The 17,936-nt window shown below is 55.7% G+C and carries 13 protein-coding genes and 1 tRNA gene; 6 read left to right on the forward strand and 8 right to left on the reverse strand.

The window, feature by feature from the left end; genetic code table 11:
• The first annotated feature begins 235 nt into the window (after positions 1–235).
• From gltB to ACPOL_RS24300, 3 genes are all read left to right on the forward strand, one after another.
• A complete protein-coding gene (gene gltB, locus ACPOL_RS24290) occupies positions 236–4,837 on the forward strand; it encodes a glutamate synthase large subunit (RefSeq protein ID WP_114209344.1) in 4,602 nt (1,533 codons plus the stop codon).
• Positions 4,830–6,290: a glutamate synthase subunit beta gene (locus tag ACPOL_RS24295; RefSeq protein ID WP_114209345.1), complete on the forward strand. Its 1,461-nt coding sequence runs from the start codon at positions 4,830–4,832 to the stop codon at positions 6,288–6,290. Before gltB ends, ACPOL_RS24295 begins: the two co-directional genes overlap by 8 nt.
• Before the next feature lie 77 nt (positions 6,291–6,367).
• Positions 6,368–6,460: transfer RNA gene (locus ACPOL_RS24300), tRNA-Ser, on the forward strand.
• Between the two features lie 218 nt (positions 6,461–6,678).
• Here ACPOL_RS24300 and ACPOL_RS24305 read toward each other — a convergent pair.
• Positions 6,679–7,551 (reverse strand): manganese catalase family protein, encoded by an 873-nt coding sequence (locus ACPOL_RS24305; protein ID WP_114209346.1) that lies wholly within the window; start codon positions 7,549–7,551, stop codon positions 6,679–6,681.
• A gap of 234 nt (positions 7,552–7,785) precedes the next feature.
• Here ACPOL_RS24305 and ACPOL_RS33720 point away from each other — a divergent pair, with 234 nt between their 5' ends.
• Genes ACPOL_RS33720 through ACPOL_RS24315 form a run of 3 tightly spaced genes read left to right on the forward strand, consistent with a single transcriptional unit; the run spans position 7,786 to position 9,902 of the window.
• On the forward strand, positions 7,786–7,944 hold the full coding sequence (locus ACPOL_RS33720) for a hypothetical protein (RefSeq protein ID WP_161557549.1): 159 nt from the start codon (positions 7,786–7,788) through the stop codon (positions 7,942–7,944).
• 55 nt (positions 7,945–7,999) lie between these two features.
• Positions 8,000–8,827 (forward strand): TIGR04290 family methyltransferase, encoded by an 828-nt coding sequence (locus ACPOL_RS24310; protein ID WP_201758955.1) that lies wholly within the window; start codon positions 8,000–8,002, stop codon positions 8,825–8,827.
• A 7-nt stretch (positions 8,828–8,834) separates the two neighbouring features.
• Positions 8,835–9,902, forward strand: coding sequence for a glycosyltransferase family 9 protein (locus ACPOL_RS24315; protein ID WP_114209347.1), 1,068 nt, complete (start codon positions 8,835–8,837; stop codon positions 9,900–9,902).
• A gap of 92 nt (positions 9,903–9,994) precedes the next feature.
• Here ACPOL_RS24315 and ACPOL_RS24320 read toward each other — a convergent pair whose 3' ends face one another.
• From ACPOL_RS24320 to ACPOL_RS24350, 7 genes are all read right to left on the reverse strand, one after another.
• On the reverse strand, positions 9,995–11,062 hold the full coding sequence (locus ACPOL_RS24320) for a CgeB family protein (protein WP_114209348.1): 1,068 nt from the start codon (positions 11,060–11,062) through the stop codon (positions 9,995–9,997).
• A complete protein-coding gene (locus ACPOL_RS24325) occupies positions 11,059–12,150 on the reverse strand; it encodes a CgeB family protein (RefSeq protein ID WP_114209349.1) in 1,092 nt (363 codons plus the stop codon). The genes ACPOL_RS24320 and ACPOL_RS24325 overlap by 4 nt, the downstream gene beginning before the upstream one ends.
• A complete protein-coding gene (locus ACPOL_RS24330; RefSeq protein WP_114211025.1) occupies positions 12,147–13,160 on the reverse strand; it encodes a CgeB family protein in 1,014 nt (337 codons plus the stop codon). The genes ACPOL_RS24325 and ACPOL_RS24330 overlap by 4 nt, the downstream gene beginning before the upstream one ends.
• Positions 13,161–13,245: 85 nt before the next feature.
• Positions 13,246–14,382: a glycosyltransferase family 4 protein gene (locus tag ACPOL_RS24335; protein WP_114209350.1), complete on the reverse strand. Its 1,137-nt coding sequence runs from the start codon at positions 14,380–14,382 to the stop codon at positions 13,246–13,248.
• Positions 14,367–15,674 carry a TIGR04295 family B12-binding domain-containing radical SAM protein gene (locus ACPOL_RS24340; RefSeq protein ID WP_114209351.1) on the reverse strand — a complete coding sequence of 436 codons (1,308 nt, stop codon included), beginning with the start codon at positions 15,672–15,674 and terminating at the stop codon, positions 14,367–14,369. Before ACPOL_RS24340 ends, ACPOL_RS24335 begins: the two co-directional genes overlap by 16 nt.
• A complete protein-coding gene (locus ACPOL_RS24345) occupies positions 15,671–16,765 on the reverse strand; it encodes a GDP-mannose 4,6-dehydratase (RefSeq protein ID WP_114209352.1) in 1,095 nt (364 codons plus the stop codon). The genes ACPOL_RS24340 and ACPOL_RS24345 overlap by 4 nt, the downstream gene beginning before the upstream one ends.
• 43 nt (positions 16,766–16,808) lie before the next feature.
• Positions 16,809–17,927, reverse strand: coding sequence for an NAD-dependent epimerase/dehydratase family protein (locus tag ACPOL_RS24350; protein WP_236656997.1), 1,119 nt, complete (start codon positions 17,925–17,927; stop codon positions 16,809–16,811).
• Positions 17,928–17,936 lie beyond the last annotated feature (9 nt).

The following is a 17,936-nucleotide window of genomic DNA, read 5'->3' on the forward strand; positions in this document are numbered from 1 at the left end:
TCATATTCAACACCCAACTGGGGCCCTGGTTTAGTCGATTTCGGCTTCTTCGAGAGCGCGGCAGCAGCCTCAGGGGAGTAGATCAGTCTCTCCAGCAATTCGCTACCGGTGTAGACCACAGGCGACGGTCGCCTGGCCATTTCCCTGAAGAAAGGCCAGCAAGGTCTTTTCCGGGAGTCACAGGTATTGCGAAGATGCTCAGCTGCACTCTCGCAAAGCACGGCAGAAGGACACGATGCAGAATTCATCTCAATCTCCAGGTCTCCCTCCGGCGCAGGGATTGTACGATCCGCGCAATGAGCACGACAACTGTGGCATGGGCTTTGTCGCGAACATGCGCGGCGAGAAGAGCCACCAGATGATCGAGATGGGTATTGAGGTGCTCATTCGCCTGACCCACCGCGGCGCATCGGGATGCGATCCGGAGACCGGAGATGGCGCCGGGATCCTGATTCAGATCCCGCATGAATTCTTTGCCGCCGAATGTCAAAGCTGCGGGTTTACGCTGCCCGAACCCGGAGCCTACGCGGTCGGCATGGTTTTCTTGCCGGTCGGCAAGCACCAGCGGTTGCAGTGTGAGGGGATTGTTGAGCGGATTATCCGCGAAGAGGGGCTGACCGTGCTGGGTTGGCGTGATATTCCGTGTGATGGCGATGCCATTGGACGTGAGGCGAGGTCGACGCAGCCGTATATTCAACAGGTTTTTCTAGGGCGTCCGGAAGATTGGGATGAGGGTCATTTCGAGCGCAAGTTGTATGTCACTCGCAAGCGTATCGAGCACGAGATCGCCAGCTCTGAAATAGAAGATCGGCACTTCTTTTACATTCCTTCGTTTTCTTCGCGAACCATCGTCTACAAGGGATTGTTGCTGGCGCCGCAGATTGCGAATTTCTACGGCGAACTAGCGGATCCGCGGGTAAAGAGCGCGTTGTGCGTGGTCCACCAGCGATTCTCCACCAACACCTTTCCAAGTTGGCCTTTGGCACACCCGTATCGCTACATAGCGCACAACGGGGAGATCAACACGCTGCGCGGCAACGTGAACTGGATGAAGGCGCGCGAGTCCCTGCTGGCGTCGCCGCTCTTCGGCGAGGATATGCAGAAGCTCTTCCCGATTGTCACGGAAGGGGGGAGCGATTCGGCCGCCTTTGATAGCGCGGTTGAACTGCTTTTTCAATCCGGGCGTTCCTTGCCCCATGTGATGGCCATGTTGATTCCTGAGGCGTGGTCGGGCAATCCGCATATGGACGCCGACCGGCAGGCGTTCTATGAATACCACGCCTCACTGATGGAGCCGTGGGATGGCCCGGCGGCGATGGCCTTTACTGATGGCCGGCTGGTCGGCGCCATGCTCGATCGGAATGGCCTGAGGCCCGGCCGCTATGTAGTGACGAACGACGATATCGTAGTGCTGGCTTCGGAAGCGGGGGTGGTCGATATTCCTGCAGAGAAGGTTCGCCAGAAGGGAAGATTGCAACCGGGCAAGATGTTCCTGGTTGACACTGTGGCCGGCCGGATCATTCCGGACGAGGAGCTCAAGGAAAAGCTGACCTCGCGTCAGCCCTACGCAGAGTGGATCAGGGAAAATCAGATTACGCTCGAGCAGATGGCCGAGCCGGGCCGCGTCCATGCGCTCGAACCGGGGACCCTGCAATCGCGGCAGCGCGCCTTTGGCTATACCGAAGAAGACCTGAAGATGATCCTGGCGCCGATGGCGGCGAAGGGCGAAGAGCCGGTCGGCTCCATGGGGACGGATACTCCGCTTGCCTGCCTTTCCGACCGGCCGCAGCTGCTCTTCAACTACTTCAAGCAATTGTTTGCGCAAGTAACGAATCCGCCCATCGACCCGATCCGCGAAGAGATGGTGATGTCGCTGATCAGCTATATCGGCACCGAACGGAACATTCTCGAAGAGACCCCGCGGAACTGCCATACGCTCAAAATGCCGCAGCCGGTACTGACGAACCGTGAGCTGGAACAACTGCGCCGGGTCTCGACTGGCGATCTGCTGGCGACAACGCTGGTCGGCTTGTTCCGTTCCCAGGATGGGGAAGCGGGGCTTAAGCGGGGTCTCGAAGAGCTCTGCCAGCGCGCCTCCCTGATGGTCCGCAACGGCTATACGCTTTTGATCATCAGCGATCGCGGCGTCGATAAGCAGTCCGCGCCCATCCCGAGCTTGTTGGCTTTGGCAGCGGTCCACAACCTGCTGGTTCGTGAAGGTACCCGGACTCAAGTGGCACTGATTATCGAGTCGGGAGAGCCTCGCGAGGTCATGCATTTTGCTCTGCTGATCGGGTACGGCGCGAGTGCAGTGAATCCTTATCTGGCCATTGAATCGATCGAGAGCCTGGCGAACCAGGGACGCCTTCCAGGGACCACTCCGGCTAAGGCGGTCGCCAACTTTATTAAGGGCATTAATAAAGGGCTGCTGAAGACTTTTTCAAAGATGGGCGTGTCGACGCTTCAGAGTTATCGCGGCGCTCAGATCTTCGAAGCGATCGGCTTGAGCCGGGAGTTGATCGATAGCTATTTCGCCGGGACGGTGTCGCGGATAGAAGGCGTGGGACTGGGTGTGCTGGCGCAGGAAGCGCGGATGCGCCACGAGTACGCGTTTCAACCGGTTTCGAAATCGGAGACCGAGCTTTCCGTTGGCGGGGCGTATCAATTCCGCGTCGATGGCGAATATCACTCGTTAAATCCGCTGACTATCAGCAAGCTGCAGCATGCCGTCCGGGCCTCCAATCCTCAGACCTTTAAGGAGTACACCGACCTCATCGACGAGCAGAACAAGACGCTCTGCACGCTGCGCGGACTGATGAAGATCAAGCTGGCGAAGACGCCGCTTCCACTGGAGGAGATCGAGCCGGCTACGGAGATCGTCAAGCGCTTCATGACCGGCGCGATGTCGTTTGGCTCGATCAGCAAGGAAGCGCATGAGACGCTGGCCATTGCCATGAACCGCATCGGCGGAAAATCGAACACTGGCGAGGGCGGAGAAGACGAAGAGCGCTTCACTCCGGACGCCAACGGCGATTTGCGGCGCAGCGCGGTCAAACAGATCGCCTCCGGACGGTTTGGTGTCACCACGAACTATCTGGTGCATGCCGATGAGTTGCAGATCAAGATGGCGCAGGGTGCAAAGCCGGGAGAGGGTGGTCAGCTGCCCGGGCACAAGGTCGATGAGGTGATCGCCCGGCTGCGGCATTCGACGCCGGGAGTGACGTTGATCTCGCCTCCGCCGCATCACGATATTTATTCGATCGAAGATCTCTCGCAGTTGATCTTCGACTTGAAAAACGTGAACCCGTCTGCACGCATCGCGGTCAAGCTGGTTGCCGAGGTGGGTGTGGGGACCGTAGCCGCGGGCGTTTCGAAGGCCCATGCTGACGTCGTGCTGGTCAGCGGCGATACCGGCGGGACGGGCGCGGCGCCGCTCAGCTCGCTCAAGCATGCCGGTATTCCGTGGGAGCTAGGGCTGGCTGAGACGCAGCAGGTGCTGCTGTTGAATGACCTTCGCAGCCGGATTCGGGTCCAGACCGACGGCAAGCTTCAGACCGGCCGGGACGTGGTGATCGCGACGTTGCTCGGGGCCGAGGAATTCGGCTTCGCAACAGCTCCGCTGATCGCGATGGGTTGCATCATGATGCGCAAATGCCACTTGAACACCTGTCCTGTCGGCATTGCGACTCAGGACCCGGTGCTGCGGCAACACTTCGCGGGGCAGCCGGAACATGTCATTAATTTCTTCTTCTATATCGCCGAGCAGGTCAGGGAACTGATGGCGCAGATCGGCTTTCGCACTATGGACGAGATGGTTGGCCGTGTGGACCGGTTAGAGACCCGGCCCGCGATTGCCCACTGGAAGGCCAGCGGTCTCGATCTCTCGCAAATCCTGTACAACCCACCTCTACCCGAGCGGGTGAAGCGCCACTGCGTACACAAGCAAGACCATGGTCTCGATTCGGTACTCGATCTGCAGCTGATTGAGATGGCCAAGGACGCGCTTGAGAACGGAGCGCCGGTTGAGGCCAAGCTGACAATTCGGAATGTTCATCGTTCAGTAGGGGCAATGTTAGGCGGCGAGATCGCGCGCAGGTATGGGTCAGAGGGTCTGCCAGACGAGACGGTTCGCTTCTGGTTCCGTGGCTCGGCGGGACAGAGTTTCGCAGCCTTCCTGCCACGGGGTGTCACGCTGACGCTCGAAGGCGAGGCCAACGATTATGTTGGCAAGGGGCTGTCCGGCGGCCGGGTGGTCATCTATCCGCCAAAGAATTCGGGCTTCCTGCCGGAAGAGAGCATTCTGGCCGGGAACGTGGTGCTCTACGGGGCTACCAGCGGCGAAGTCTTCTTGAACGGGGTTGCTGGCGAGCGTTTTGCAGTCCGTAACTCCGGGGCATCGGCGGTGGTGGAGGGTGTTGGCGATCACGGCTGTGAGTACATGACCAACGGGCTGGTGGTGGTGCTCGGCGCCTGCGGACGAAACTTTGCCGCTGGGATGAGCGGCGGGGTGGCCTATGTGCTGGATGAGTCGGGCGAGTTCGCCCGTACGCAGTGCAATCAGGCCTCAGTCGATTTGGAAGCAATCACCGAAGCGGATGATATCGGGACGCTCAGAAATTGGATCGAGCGGCACCTGGGACTCACCGGGAGCCCGCGAGCTGCGTGGATTCTGGATAATTGGAGTTCCACCCTGCCTAAGTTTGTCAAGGTCTTCCCTCATGAACTAAGGCGGGTGTTGAGCGCTGCCCGCGAAAAACAGTCCTCAACCCTCGAGCCGCAACATGCCGGAGTGCTGGTCGCATCCGCAGCCGGAACAGAGCAGGTGCAGCATGGCTAATCCCACTGGATTCATGGAATTTCCGCGCGAGTTGCCAGAGCGCCGTCCCATCGCCGAGCGGATCAATGACTGGTTCGAGATCTACCGCGACCTGCCAGATGAGAAGTTGCAGCAGCAGGGTGAGCGTTGTATGGATTGCGGCGTGCCCTTCTGTCACACCGGTTGTCCACTCAACAACCTGATTCCAGACTGGAATGAGCTCGTCTCCGAGGACCGTTGGGAGGAGGCGATTCGCCAACTTCACGCGACCAATAACTTCCCCGAGGTTACGGGGCGTGTCTGCCCGGCGCCGTGTGAATCGGCCTGTGTGCTGGGAATTAACCAGCCTCCGGTGACCATCAAGCAGATAGAGAAGGCCATCAGCGATCGCGCCTTTGACGAAGGTTGGATCACCCCGGAGCCTCCCGCATTTGAGACGGGCAAGCGAGTCGCCATTGTCGGTTCTGGTCCGGCGGGCCTTGCGGCGGCCCAGCAGCTGCGCCGCGCCGGTCATTCGGTAACGGTTTACGAGAAGGCTGATCGTATAGGAGGTTTGCTCATCTATGGCATTCCCCATTTCAAGATGGAGAAGGACCTCTTCGAGCGCCGTTTGGATCAGTTGCGCACGGAAGGAGTGCTATTCGTGACCGGAGTTCACGTCGGCGGAGAGGGCGTGGACGCCATTTCGGTTGAAGAGCTGCGAAGGAATGCGGATGCCGTGCTGCTGGCATGTGGGGCGGAACAGCCCAGAGCCTTGCGACTGCCGGGCAGCGATCTTCGCGGGATCCATTTTGCAATGGACTACCTTATTCAGGCAAACCGCCGCCGTCTGGGCGATCAACTGGATCCGGACCTCGATATTCTTGCCAATGGTAAGCACGTCATCATTATCGGAGGCGGAGATACGGGCGCTGATTGTCTGGGTACCAGCCACCGTCAGGGTGCGAAGAGCGTCCGCCAGTTTCAGATTCATGCGATGCCACCGGAGACCCGTGCGGAGAGCACTCCATGGCCGTTGTGGCCGTTGCAGCTGCGCATTGAAGGCGCGCATGAGGAAGGGGGCATCCGCGAGTGGAGTGTGCGCACGACGGGTTTCTCGGGAGACTCCGAAGGAAACGTTCGGAAGCTTCATGGTGTGCGGCTGGGGCCCGGACCCGATTTCACCGCAATAGAAGGCGGAGAGTTCACGCTGGATGCCGATTTGGTGTTAATCGCGATCGGCTTCGCGGGCCCGGTGCATGCTGGGCCGATCGAGCAACTCTCTTTGGTGCTGGATCAGCGCGGGATTGTGGCTACCGATGACAGCTACATGACCTCGGCGGACGGTGTTTTTGCCGCAGGAGATATGCGGCGCGGGCAGTCGCTGGTAGTCTGGGCGATTGCTGAAGGCCGGAAAGCGGCCGCTGCTATCGACTCCTACCTGGCACATACAGGAGCTATGGAGCGGGTGGCTGGCATGGTCGCGGCTATGTAGGTCCAAGGAGGCTCGCCGCATCTGTGCTGCGGGCAAGGACACCCGGGCCGTCGTGCTAAACTGTGACAACTGAATACGGAGAGATGGCCGAGTGGCTGAAGGCGGCGGTTTGCTAAACCGTTGTAGGGTCAAAAGCTCTACCGGGGGTTCGAATCCCCCTCTCTCCGCCACTTCCTCTCGATCAAGCTTTCTTAGGGTGGACTTCCCTGGGATGGGTTGGACGAGGCCTTCTTCACCGTACCCGCCTGAACTCCCAGATCAATGGCCGCGTGCCGACACTAACTCCGTCCATTGGGACCGGCCTGTCCGGAATGCGCCAGCCTCGATTGCACATGCAACGAAAAATAGGCAGCCGGGTGAGCTGCCTATCCTCCATCTCAGGCAATTTTTATTTCAAGATTACTGTGTTGGTAGTTTTTGAGTGTTTGGACGAACCATTCGTGACCCCGATCGCTTCGTCCGCAACGGAGGTAGTTGCTTTCTGAGCGTCGTCCTGCTTCCCGCGGTCCTCGCCGGGAAGTTTACCGTTGATGTCATCGACCGATAAACCCTTCCCGCCGTTCAACTCGGAATCGACTGGATGCAGCCCGAACGAGGTGTTCCACGGGCCACGCATATCTGTTTCCCCTTCACTTCCATCCCCGGTTGATGCATTGAAGTATTCGTCAACAATTCCGGGCGTCGGCTTAAGGAATCCGACGGAAAAGGGCTTCTTTTCGATACTGTCAAGGGCTCCCTGGAAAGCCTTCATATGAGTAATTTCACGAGTCATCAGGAACTGGAGGGTGTCAATCGTCCCTGGATCCTGAGTGTGGTCGATCAGACGCTCATAGACGATTTTAGCTCTGGCTTCCGCCGCAATGTTGCTTCGGAGATCTACATCAAGTTCCCCGGTAATCTTCAGATATGTTGACGTCCAGGCATTGCCCATGGAGTCGAAAAGACCTACGCCGCCGCCGCCGGCTATGGTAACCAAGGGATCTGCCTCAGCTGCCTCTCGCTCTGTCTTCAACGGTTTCAAATGCATGCGGATAAGAGCTCCAACCACCTCAAGGTGACTGAGTTCCTCAGTTCCGATATCGAGCAACAGGTCACGGCGCCCAAGATCATCCACACAATTCCAGCCTTGAATGGTGTATTGCATTGCAGCAGCTAACTCGCCGTTGGCGCCACCGAACTGTTCTAACAGCATATTTCCGAACTTAACGTCTGGTGTGCCAATATTTACGGTGTACATCAGCTTCTTCACGTGGTGGTACATCAATCACCTCATCAATAATATATGCGTACCTTTCTTTCGATGCCGATTACGAATGTGAGGGCAAGATCGACATTCGCATTCTCAGATCGACATTCGCATTCTCAAAAGGCTGCAAGCAGACCCCCAGGGAAGGGCTAATAACTCAATCCTTCTGACATACAAGTGATGCTTTCTCCTACCCACTGGCCGTTATTCTTCGCTTGAGCATCAAACGTTTTTGGAGGTAAAGAGTTCATGGTGGAAGAGAAGGCTGAACAGCCTAATGAAAGTTCTAAGTACGCTCCTGAAGACAGAAGCGCAGAAGCGGGAGAGATGTCGAAGGACAATATTGAATCCGGGGCGTTTAGCGATGCGGATAAACTCAAGAAGGGTCAATCGCGCGAGAACAAATAACGGCTTTACGACTCCGGATGACAGTGCAGGCAAGCAGCGGCCGATAGCCCTAGATATGTCTACCATGCTTATTGATGAATCCAGCGTACCTATCGAACTAGCCTCTGATCCTCCCGACGGGATGAATCTCAAGCAACGCATCGAAGAACTCGGCCCCTGGTTTCACAATATCCGGATCAACGGCATTGAAACTGCTCCATCTCACTTTCTCGGCAACTATCCAGAGGTAAAATATCGACACTTCAAGGATGCTTTGCCAAGAGACCTGAGCGGATGGTCAGTGCTGGATATAGGTTGCAGTTCCGGCTTCTATTCGCTGGAGATGAAGAAGCGGGGCGCCGCTCAAGTCATTGCCATCGATACGAACGAGCGATATTTAGATCAAGCTCAATTCGCTGCTCAGGTTGCGGGGCTCGAGATTGACTTTCGACACATGGCGATATGGGAGATAGCGAAGCTGGGTCAGAAGTTCGACTTAGTAATCTTTATGGGCGTGCTCTATCATCTACGCCACCCGCTTTTAGCCCTCGACCTCATTCATGAGCACGCGGCAAAGAATCTGCTGCTTTTTCAAACGATGCAGCGCGGCAGTAGGGTCATCGAGGCCGTCGCCGAAGATTACGACTTTACCGATGGAAGGGCTCCCTTCGACAAGCCGGGCTTCCCCAAGATTCACTTCGTGGAGCAACGATATTCCGGCGATCCAACCAACTGGTGGATACCGAATCGGGCATGCTCCGAGGCCATGCTTCGTTCTTCTGGATTCCGAATTGAGTCTCAACCTGAGGAGGAGGTCTATCTCTGTCGCTGGCAGTCGCTGGCTCTTCCTCCCGACGGTTCCCATTGCGTTTACCCGAGCCAGGATACTCCTGAAAAGGGCTAAGGAATGAATGAATCAACGAGTCGACATAGACGCGCTGAGCTGCTTTCATGAAGCCGAGGAGTGTCTTGCTGAACGATCATTAGTAAAGGCAGTACGCGGCTTCAACCAGGCCGAGCAAATGGGAGCAGACCCCGATGAATGCGCCGGCAAGCGCTGGCTTTGCTCAATGCTGATGGGCGAATTTGATTTGGCATGGATGGAAAGTGATGCAATTCGAACGCGCGGACATGCCGATCCTCACCACTTCTGGAACGGCGAAGAACTCAAAGACAAAACAGTGGTGGTGCGCTGCCTGCACGGTTTAGGCGATGCCATTCAGTTCTTGAGGTATTCGAAGCTGCTCGGAAAGATGGTAGGCAAACTGATCGTTGAAGTTCCTCCCGCGCTCTATCCACTTGCTCCCTTTGTCGCCGATTTAGGAGAACCTCCGACCCAACTTATTACCTGGGGGCCAAATGCACCTTCAGTGCAGCCCAAGTGGGATGTGCAGCTCGAAGTAACGGAACTGCCATACGTCTTCCGGACACTGCTAGGAGACCTGCCTCTATCGACCAGCTACCTTGTGTTACCGGATAAGATGGTCAAACATGTCGCTCAAGTTATGGGTCAGTCAGAGCGGCGACGTGTGGGCGTTGTATGGGCGGCCGGTCAATGGAACCAAAGTCGATCTGTCCAACTTACCATGCTTTCGTCTTTGCTTGATAACTGCAGAGTTGATTGGTGGAGTTTACAAGGCGGAACCGCGGCGCAAGAGTGGGGGCGATATCGCACCACTCATAGAAGGTACGATGCCTCATCTTGTGGCGAAGGATTGTTACCGCTGGCGGCCGCTATCGCAAATCTTGACCTGGTGATAACCGTCGATACGCTAGCCGCCCACCTTGCCGGATCCATGGGTAAGCCGGCATGGGTGATGCTGCAATATGCAGCCGACTGGCGATGGATGATTGATCGCGCCGACTCTCCCTGGTATCCAAGTCTCAGGTTGTTTCGCCAGCCGTCTCCCGGTGACTGGTCGTCGGTAGTCGAGTGTTTAAGGCAAGAGCTGGACTGCTTTGACGCTAATCGTAAGTGAGCGACATAAGGTTGTTGCCGAATGCAAGCGCTGCCGTTAATACTAGATCACGATCATTAATGACACTATAAGTCCCGACATGCGCCAGGCTGTCATCGGCAAGCCGAGACAATGCTCTCGAACTCTAATGCGCGGTGGGTTGAAGTATGCTCGGATAGAACGCGATCGCGCGCGCGCCTACCGATAGCCCTATATTCCCTCTCAGGCATATCGCGTAGGATCGATGCAGTCTCGGCAGAGTCGCCCGGCAGGAGGATTTCTTCGCCTGGGGTCAAGAGTTCGCCAAGACCTGCCCACGAATCGGAGATGATCGGTACACCGCAGGCAGATGCCTCGAAAAGTCTCACTGATGGCGAATAGCCAGCAGTGACCATATCGCTGCGAGTCAGATTGAGCGTGAAGCGGGAGGAAGAGTAGAAGGATGGATGTTCGGATGGAGGCACATGGTGAATGCGACGCACGTTAGCATGCCAAGATATATCTTCAGGGTATTGGGGACCCGCGACGACAAATTGCTGCTTGGGCAGATCGGCGGCAGTCTTATCAAGCATCGCCATCAACTTCGACTGACGGTCCGACGCGTAGGTTCCGAGGTAGCTCAAATCGCACTGATAAACAGGATCAGTGCTCGTCTCACGATAGATATCCTCATCGACGGAGCAGAAGAACGGCACAGCCTTAGGTGATCCAAAATTCTGCTCAAGTTCGCGCAGAGTCGGGCCGCCGGTGAAGCTTAGATATGCGCTGTATTCGGGGATGAGCGCTGCCGTCAGGTACTCCGCGCATCCGGTCTGGCGGAGGCGAGCTAATGTTATTGGAGTATCAATGTCATAGAAGAGCAAAGGAGATTCCGAGGCATCAAGCAATGCCTTTGTCGCCGCGATGGCGTCTGGATAGTAGGACCCTACTACGACCACATCCGCGTCCTTGCACAGGTTCAGCAAAGACGGAGCACATTCCAGCCAGCTCTCGTAGAGTATGACGTCGCAGTAGGCTGGATTGGCGAGATCGCGGTTGTTTCTATACCACTCAACGTCTTTCTCGACAAAGTGAATATGGTGTCCTCGACGAGCGAGCGCTTTACACAGCGAGCGGTAGGTCGTCGCATGGCCATTTCCCCAAGAGGATGTGATGGTTAATCCGAAAAACACAATCTTCATGAGTGCGCCAGTGTTGGGGAACGTGCCGCAATGCATTCCTGAAATGCGATCTCCGCCTGTGCCGCTCGCTGCGCATAAGTGTGATCGCGAAGGGCACGCCTCTGAAAGGCCGCGCCGATCTTTCGGCGGCCAGCGTCGTCGTACTTGGTAAGCGCTGCTATCACATCCTCTGCTGTTTTCACAACCAGAAGCTCCTCGTCTGGTTCAAAGCAGTCTGCGATGCCAGGCCAGTCATCGCAGAGGAGACAACTGCCGGTGCCTGCAACCTCAAAGATCCGAGTGGGCGGCGAGAAACCAGAGTCGGCCATGGAAGCGCGATTTATATTCATGACCATACCCGCGGAGCAGTTAACGCGGTTATGATCGCCAGTGGGTACATGGCCAATCCACCGAACGTTTGAAGGTAGGCGCTTATCGGCCCAACCTTCCCCTCCTAGAAGGAATGTGCCTTCTGGGTATAACTCGGCGGCCCGCAAAAAAAGCTCGTCGACCCTAGCCTCCCGGTCGGGTAGGCGATTCCCAAGAAAAGCTACATCGCAAGCGAGGGAAGGGTCCGGCGGGACACGGTAGTGAGTGTCTGGGTCAAGCCCGTTATACATCGTGTAATAGGCTTTTGCCCCTAAGCGCAAATACTGCTCCTTTACCCAAGGGCCTCCGCCGTAGGTGAATACAGCATCGTAGTGTGGCAACACCGAACGGAAGAGATCGTGGGGATTCAAATGCATGCGGGCTATAGTTGCTGGTGCGTCAACATCCCAAAATACGATCGCTGACCCGGCAGCCAATTCAAGCACGCGACGCTCAAGTGCCTCGTCGTCTACACCCAGACCGCTATGCTTTATAACTACATCAGCAGAGGATGCTTGCTCCAGCATGCTGTCCAAACCTTCACCCGGCTGATACACCAGTGATTCGACATATGAAAAATCTTCTGAATCGCGATGCTGTTGCCGTCCGTAGGCGTCCGGCTCCGCAAAGATGATTTCATGCCCGAGCCGTGCTAGGTACTTGTAACAGCCGCGGTAGTAGGTTGCGGCTCCATTCCAGTAGGAAGAGACGATGCTCGAGCCGAACGAAAATATCCTCATGCGAGTACCTCTTCACAGATTTCAGTCAGCTGACTAGCTCGGTGTCGACATGTGTGACGCTCTAATACGGTCTTCAGGCCGCGTTCGGCCATTAGCCGCCGGCTCTCGGGATCATGGAGCATAGCATTTAGAGCATCGGTCATCTCATCACCATTTTTGACTGAGCAGAAGTCATGAGATCGAAAAAGGCCCTCCGTGTCATCCCAAGGAGCTGAAATAAGAGGAATGCCGCAAGCGAGCGCTTCAAAAACGCGGATCGTCGGGATACCCGTCATTGCTTTCACATAGTGCTGCCTGGGAATGTGGACCGTGAGCAACGACCTTGCATAGACAAGCGGGGCAGAGAGATTTGGAAGATATCCAGAATATTCCACGTGTGCATTCTGTAAAGCTCTTAGACCTGACTCGGGATAGCGGACTCCATAAACGCGAAACCGCTTTGAGCCAAGCCTAGATGCGGGTTGTAGAAGAAACTCAGAGATTTCAGTGGAACGCTCTCCGTCGCCCCAATTACCGACCCATACAACATCCAGACACTTATCAGGCATAGCATGCGGATAGAAAACTCTTGTGTCTGCAGCTTCGTGAAGTGTCCACACGCGCGAGAGTCCGAAGGCCTGCATATAGATAGAACGCAGAGCCTCGCCGAACGCAATGACCCCGTCGAAACGGTCAATTTGGAACAGCTTTACTTGCTCAGGCGAGGAGGAGGCGCGATGATGAGTGTCGTGGAAGAGAAGACGGAAGCCGAGCCTGTCTCTGAGTTCAAGCAGAGAATGCGCCAGGGCAGGAGGGTTCCATTCATGAAGAACAACTATGTCGCAAGCACTGAGAGTAGTCTCCCGTGTAGCATCGCTTGTCCCAGATGGATATGTGCAAATGTTGAGCTCGGGGTAGGTCAAGGCGAAGTGAGTCAGTGATTCGGCGCCTAGCTGCTCGAGGGCCAGGTTGTCGATTGACCATTCATGCTCCGGCTCGAACACCGTGATTTCGTGTCCTAGCGAGCTCATCTCACGAAGTAGTCCTCGCAAAAAATGAGCATTACCATTGTTCCAATCTGAACGCAAAGAATGAGCAAAGTATGCGATGCGGAGCTTAGGCAACACAGAGGTCCCCTTCGGCGATCCGGCTAATCGAAGATGCTGAGGAACCACGTGCAAGGAGGCTTCGGTAAATGCTCATGTACCCCGATGTCATTCGCTGAGCAGTCCAATGTTGAGCGCGGCGAAGGGATTGCTTTTGGCACCGGCGCAGTTCTTCTGGGTTCGAAATGAGCTCTTCTAACAAGAAGCTGAGAGTAGGTGCATCCGCAAAATAGCGTGCTGCATCGCCCCAGACCTCTCGCAGCGAGGGAATGTCATTCGCCAAGACGGCGCAGCCACAGAGCGCAGCCTCCAGAGGCGCCAGGCCAAATGGCTCATAGATGGACGTGCAAAGATAGATTGAACTGGATCGAAATAGGGATAAGACTGCCTCCTCGGAGAGGGGACCGAGTGATGTGAACGTTTCGACCAGGCCTGGAATGCCAGCTTCTCCGTAGCGCTGTTCGCCGGCGACAAAGATAGGCACCGAGGCCGGCAAGCTGGAAAGCAAGGAGAGGTTCTTTGCGGGGTCCCAGAGTCGGCCGACTGATACCGCCTGCATAGAACGAGCGGTGCTTCGCCGCCTTGACGAGATGGTGCGGCCATTCCCGACCACAAGGATGCGGCGTGGAACTTGGAAAGTCGAGGTCAGAGCGTCAAGCATCCAGCGAGTCGGAGCTACTAAGGTGTCAGCTGCAAGTAGCCCCTCTTGAACTAGTGTCTTATAGGTGGTTATCCATCGGCCGGGCTCAAGGGCTTCCGAGGTGCACGCCTTCGACCAACTGATCACATCACTGTGAGCGGTGACTAGCCTCGGTATACCGTGGGGAAATCTCCCAAAACAATATTGGTTGCTGTGTAGAAGGTCAGCCCGAAACTCCCTGGCGACGCGCTGTAGTAAGGGGACGCCTAGCTCGTAAACGCATTCATTGTCCGACATCCACTCGAGAGGAGTGTCTGAAAAATGGTATTCAAACAAAGCTGGGTGGCGGCCCGCAACGGTGTGGCACCATGCGAGCTGATCTTCAGAGGGCAGCCTGCCGAAGCTCACCAGCGCGACCGCAACCGATGCACGCAGCAGTCCCTCGGTTAGCTCCCGAGTGTAGGTCCATACCCCACCGATGGTGTCAGTGGTTAGCAGGACACGCATTCAAGCTCCCTAAGAGGCTTAGGCTGTTGTTCCTGTATGTCACTAAAGGACCTGTTGAAGAGGTTGAGGTAGTAGTCATGTGCTCGCTCCCACGCCTGATCGTCGGGTTGAGCACCGAAAGTGGATACATACTCCGGGCTTCCGGGGAAAGGAAACATGGGAACTGGTTCACTCACCCAGACGCCTTCGGCTTTGAGCCGGGCCTGCCACGTGGCCACCGTCGTTGGATCGTCCTCAGGTGTTTTGATAAGGTTCGCCTGTACCCATGGAATTCGTTGCCGCGCATAAATCAACAATTCTCCAATTCGATCGGTAGAGAGGCGGCAATTCTTATTCATGGCATCACGGCCGGCTTCGGTGAGAGATTCCACTCCGCACTCAAAGGAGACGCAGTGTGCTTTAGCAAGGAGATCGAGTGACTGCTCATCCCATAGATCGACCCGCGATTGAAAGCCGATGGAGACCGGACGTTGGGAGATCTCTTCCAGTAGTGTCCTCACTTGTTTTCCTACACCGAATATCTCATCAATAAAGTAGATGTAATCGACTCCTCGACCGATAAGTTGATCTATCTCGGAGAGAACGGAACTCAGGCTGCGTTCGCGGTACTTATTGCGAAATAGGGTCTTGTTACAGAAAGTACAGGAGTATGGACAGCCCCGGGCGAACTCCACCTCGGCACCACGTGTGAGATGATCAGCCCCATTTCCCGGGAAAATATGGTGTTTGTGGAGGTGTCTCTCAACTGGATAATCCGAGTAGTCAAGCGTTTGTAAGGCACTCATATCCACAGTACCTAAACCCGGAGAGATGCGAAAAGAGCCGCTGGGATCTCGCCAGCAGCAGCCCGGAATGAGCTCCCACGGCATGTTCGCCAGTTGTGGCAGAGTCTCATCCGGTTCGCCGCGCAGGACGATGTCGCAACCGGTCTTGTCCATGGTGGCACGGGGTGTGACAGAGCCGTGTGGACCGATAACAACTGTTTGTGACGGTCGATCTAGTCCTAAGATCCATTCGCGGACCAGTCTTAGTTCTGGCTGCGGACAACGCCAGAAGAGATAGGAAGGCGCCGAGGGTATCACAAGAAAGTCTTCTTGAAATGCATCTAGAGCGGCTTTACACTCCTCGATAGAGATCTCTAACATCCATGCATCTAGTAGTAAGACCTCGTGTCCGGCTTTGCGTAGAAAGTTTCTCGCGGACAGTAGCTCAAGAGGGAAGTGAGGTTCACGGCAACCAAAGTAAGTCGAACCTTCGAAGCTCCAAAGAGGATTGATAAGGGCATACTTCATGCGACTTCCTCATGCAGTAATGAGACCTGTTCAGTGCTGAAACGATGAGACTCCAGCATGGGGCGGTTATCTAACCAAAAGTTGTGGAGCGACTCGACTGTCCTTTCAAGCGAGTACCTTGCACTCCAGCCAGTGTGGAGAGACAGCTTGCCCGTATCGGAGATATAAAGTGGTTGATCCCCAGGACGGACATTGGAATAGCGAACCTGGGGAGTCATACCGGTTTGCTTCTCTATCAATTGCAGAAGCTCCAGTATAGATGTCGAACGACCTGGTCCGCCGCCGAGGTTATAAACCCCACCTGCAACGCGCTCGCGGCAGGCATGGACAGATAACATTGCATCGACAAGATCGTAGACGTGGAGGACATCCCGAACCTGTCGTCCATCACCATAGATAGTTATAGCTCTTCCCTCTAAGGCAGAGTAGAGAAAGTGGGCCACCCAGCCCTGGTCCTCGGTCCCGAATTGACGTGGTCCAGCGATGCACGACATTCTAAATACCACTGTCGGGATCTGATAGATCCGCGCGTAGTCGCGCACATATTGATCGGCCGCACCTTTCGAGCAGCCGTAGGGAGAGTGGAAATCGAGGAGTTCGGTTTCTTGAACTCCAGCAAACGCAGGATCCGCGGCGTGATAGCGCAGAGCTGAGGCCGCTACCGGAACTCCCTCAAGCGAACCATAGACTTTATTTGTAGAAGTGAAGAGAACGAACGGGCGCCGACCCGACTGCCGAGCTGCCTCAAGGACATTGAAGGTGCCAATGGCATTTACTTCGAAGTCTTCCCGTGGTGCGGCTACGGATGTAGTTACTGCGACCTGGGCGGCAAAGTGGTAGATTTCATCGGCATGCTGGGCCGCCTCCCAGACTGCCCGGGCATCTCGCACGTCATTCTCAATGAACTCAAGTTGTTTATTACCTGGCAAAGAGTAGAGCCAGCGAAGATTATCGTGTGCCCCTTGTCGCGACAAGTTGTCATAGACACATACTTGCGTATCGGCCCGTTGAAGTAGGCGCTCCACTAGATTGGAGCCGATGAAACCTGCGCCGCCGATGACGAGTATCTTCCGGCCGTTGGTTGTGCTCATTGCTAGTTGTCCTTTCCAGTCAACCCGGCGGTCACCTGGCTCCTTAGGCCGTGAGTCCGTATGCACTCAGCTCGCGCAACATGGTGTCAGCCTTGTCAACTGCGTTTTGCTCGGCCAGCCATGTGGCCAATTCGACAAAGCCTTCTTGATGAGATATGCGAGGCTCATAGCTCAGGAGACTACGTGCTTTGGAGATGTCAGCATAACAATGACGGATGTCGCCTGCACGGTATTTGTGTGTAATTACAGGCTCCATAGTCTTGCCGAGGGCAGCGGACAGGATTTCAGCAATGCGGCGTATGGTGATGGGGTGGCCGCTGCCGATGTTGATCACTTCGCCGTTCGACTGGGGGCTGTCCATTGCCAGCATATTGGCCTGAACAATGTCATGGACGCTAACGAAATCGCGCATCTGCTCGCCGTCCTCGAAGACCAACGGCGCCTGGTTGTTTATCAGACGTGATGAAAATATAGCGGCTACGCCAGTGTAGGGATTGGAAAGCGCCTGGCGAGTTCCGTAGATATTGAAAAAGCGAAGTGCGGTTACCGGTAGACCATAAGTGCGACCATAAATGAGGCAAAGCTCTTCTTGATCTCGTTTCGAGAGCGCGTAAATAGAATTGATTTCAGACGGCTTAGTCTCGGCAGTGGGAAGCGGCCTCAATATTCCGTTGCATAGTGCGCACTGAAGGTCCCAATGTGCTGCCTTCAGTTGGGCGAGTGGCCGCACTTGAGGGTTAGCGTTGTGACCGCACTGTGAGCACTGATAGCGGCCTTCTCCATAGATAGACATCGAGGAGGCTACAACGAGCTTGTCGGGCGCCAGGCGGGCGTCGAGTATCGCCTGGAGTAACTCCGCCGTACCCTGAGTATTGATGCTCATGTATCGGCTAATTTCGTACATCGATTGACCCACGCCTACGGTGGCGGCAAAGTGAAAAATGACGTCTACGCCCTTTAATGCAGTTCTCAACAGGTTAGGATCACGGATATCACCGACGATTAGTTCGACTTCCTTCGACAGATAAGAGGGTGGGTGGTCTCCATGGACCTGAGGTGTGATGTCATCAAGAACTCTTACGCGATGACCGGAACGTAACAGACCGTCGGCCAAATGCGACCCCACAAATCCTGCGCCTCCAGTAATCAGTACTTGTTTCACGATATCTCC

The organism is Acidisarcina polymorpha, assembly GCF_003330725.1.
Lineage (GTDB): Bacteria > Acidobacteriota > Terriglobia > Terriglobales > Acidobacteriaceae > Acidisarcina > Acidisarcina polymorpha.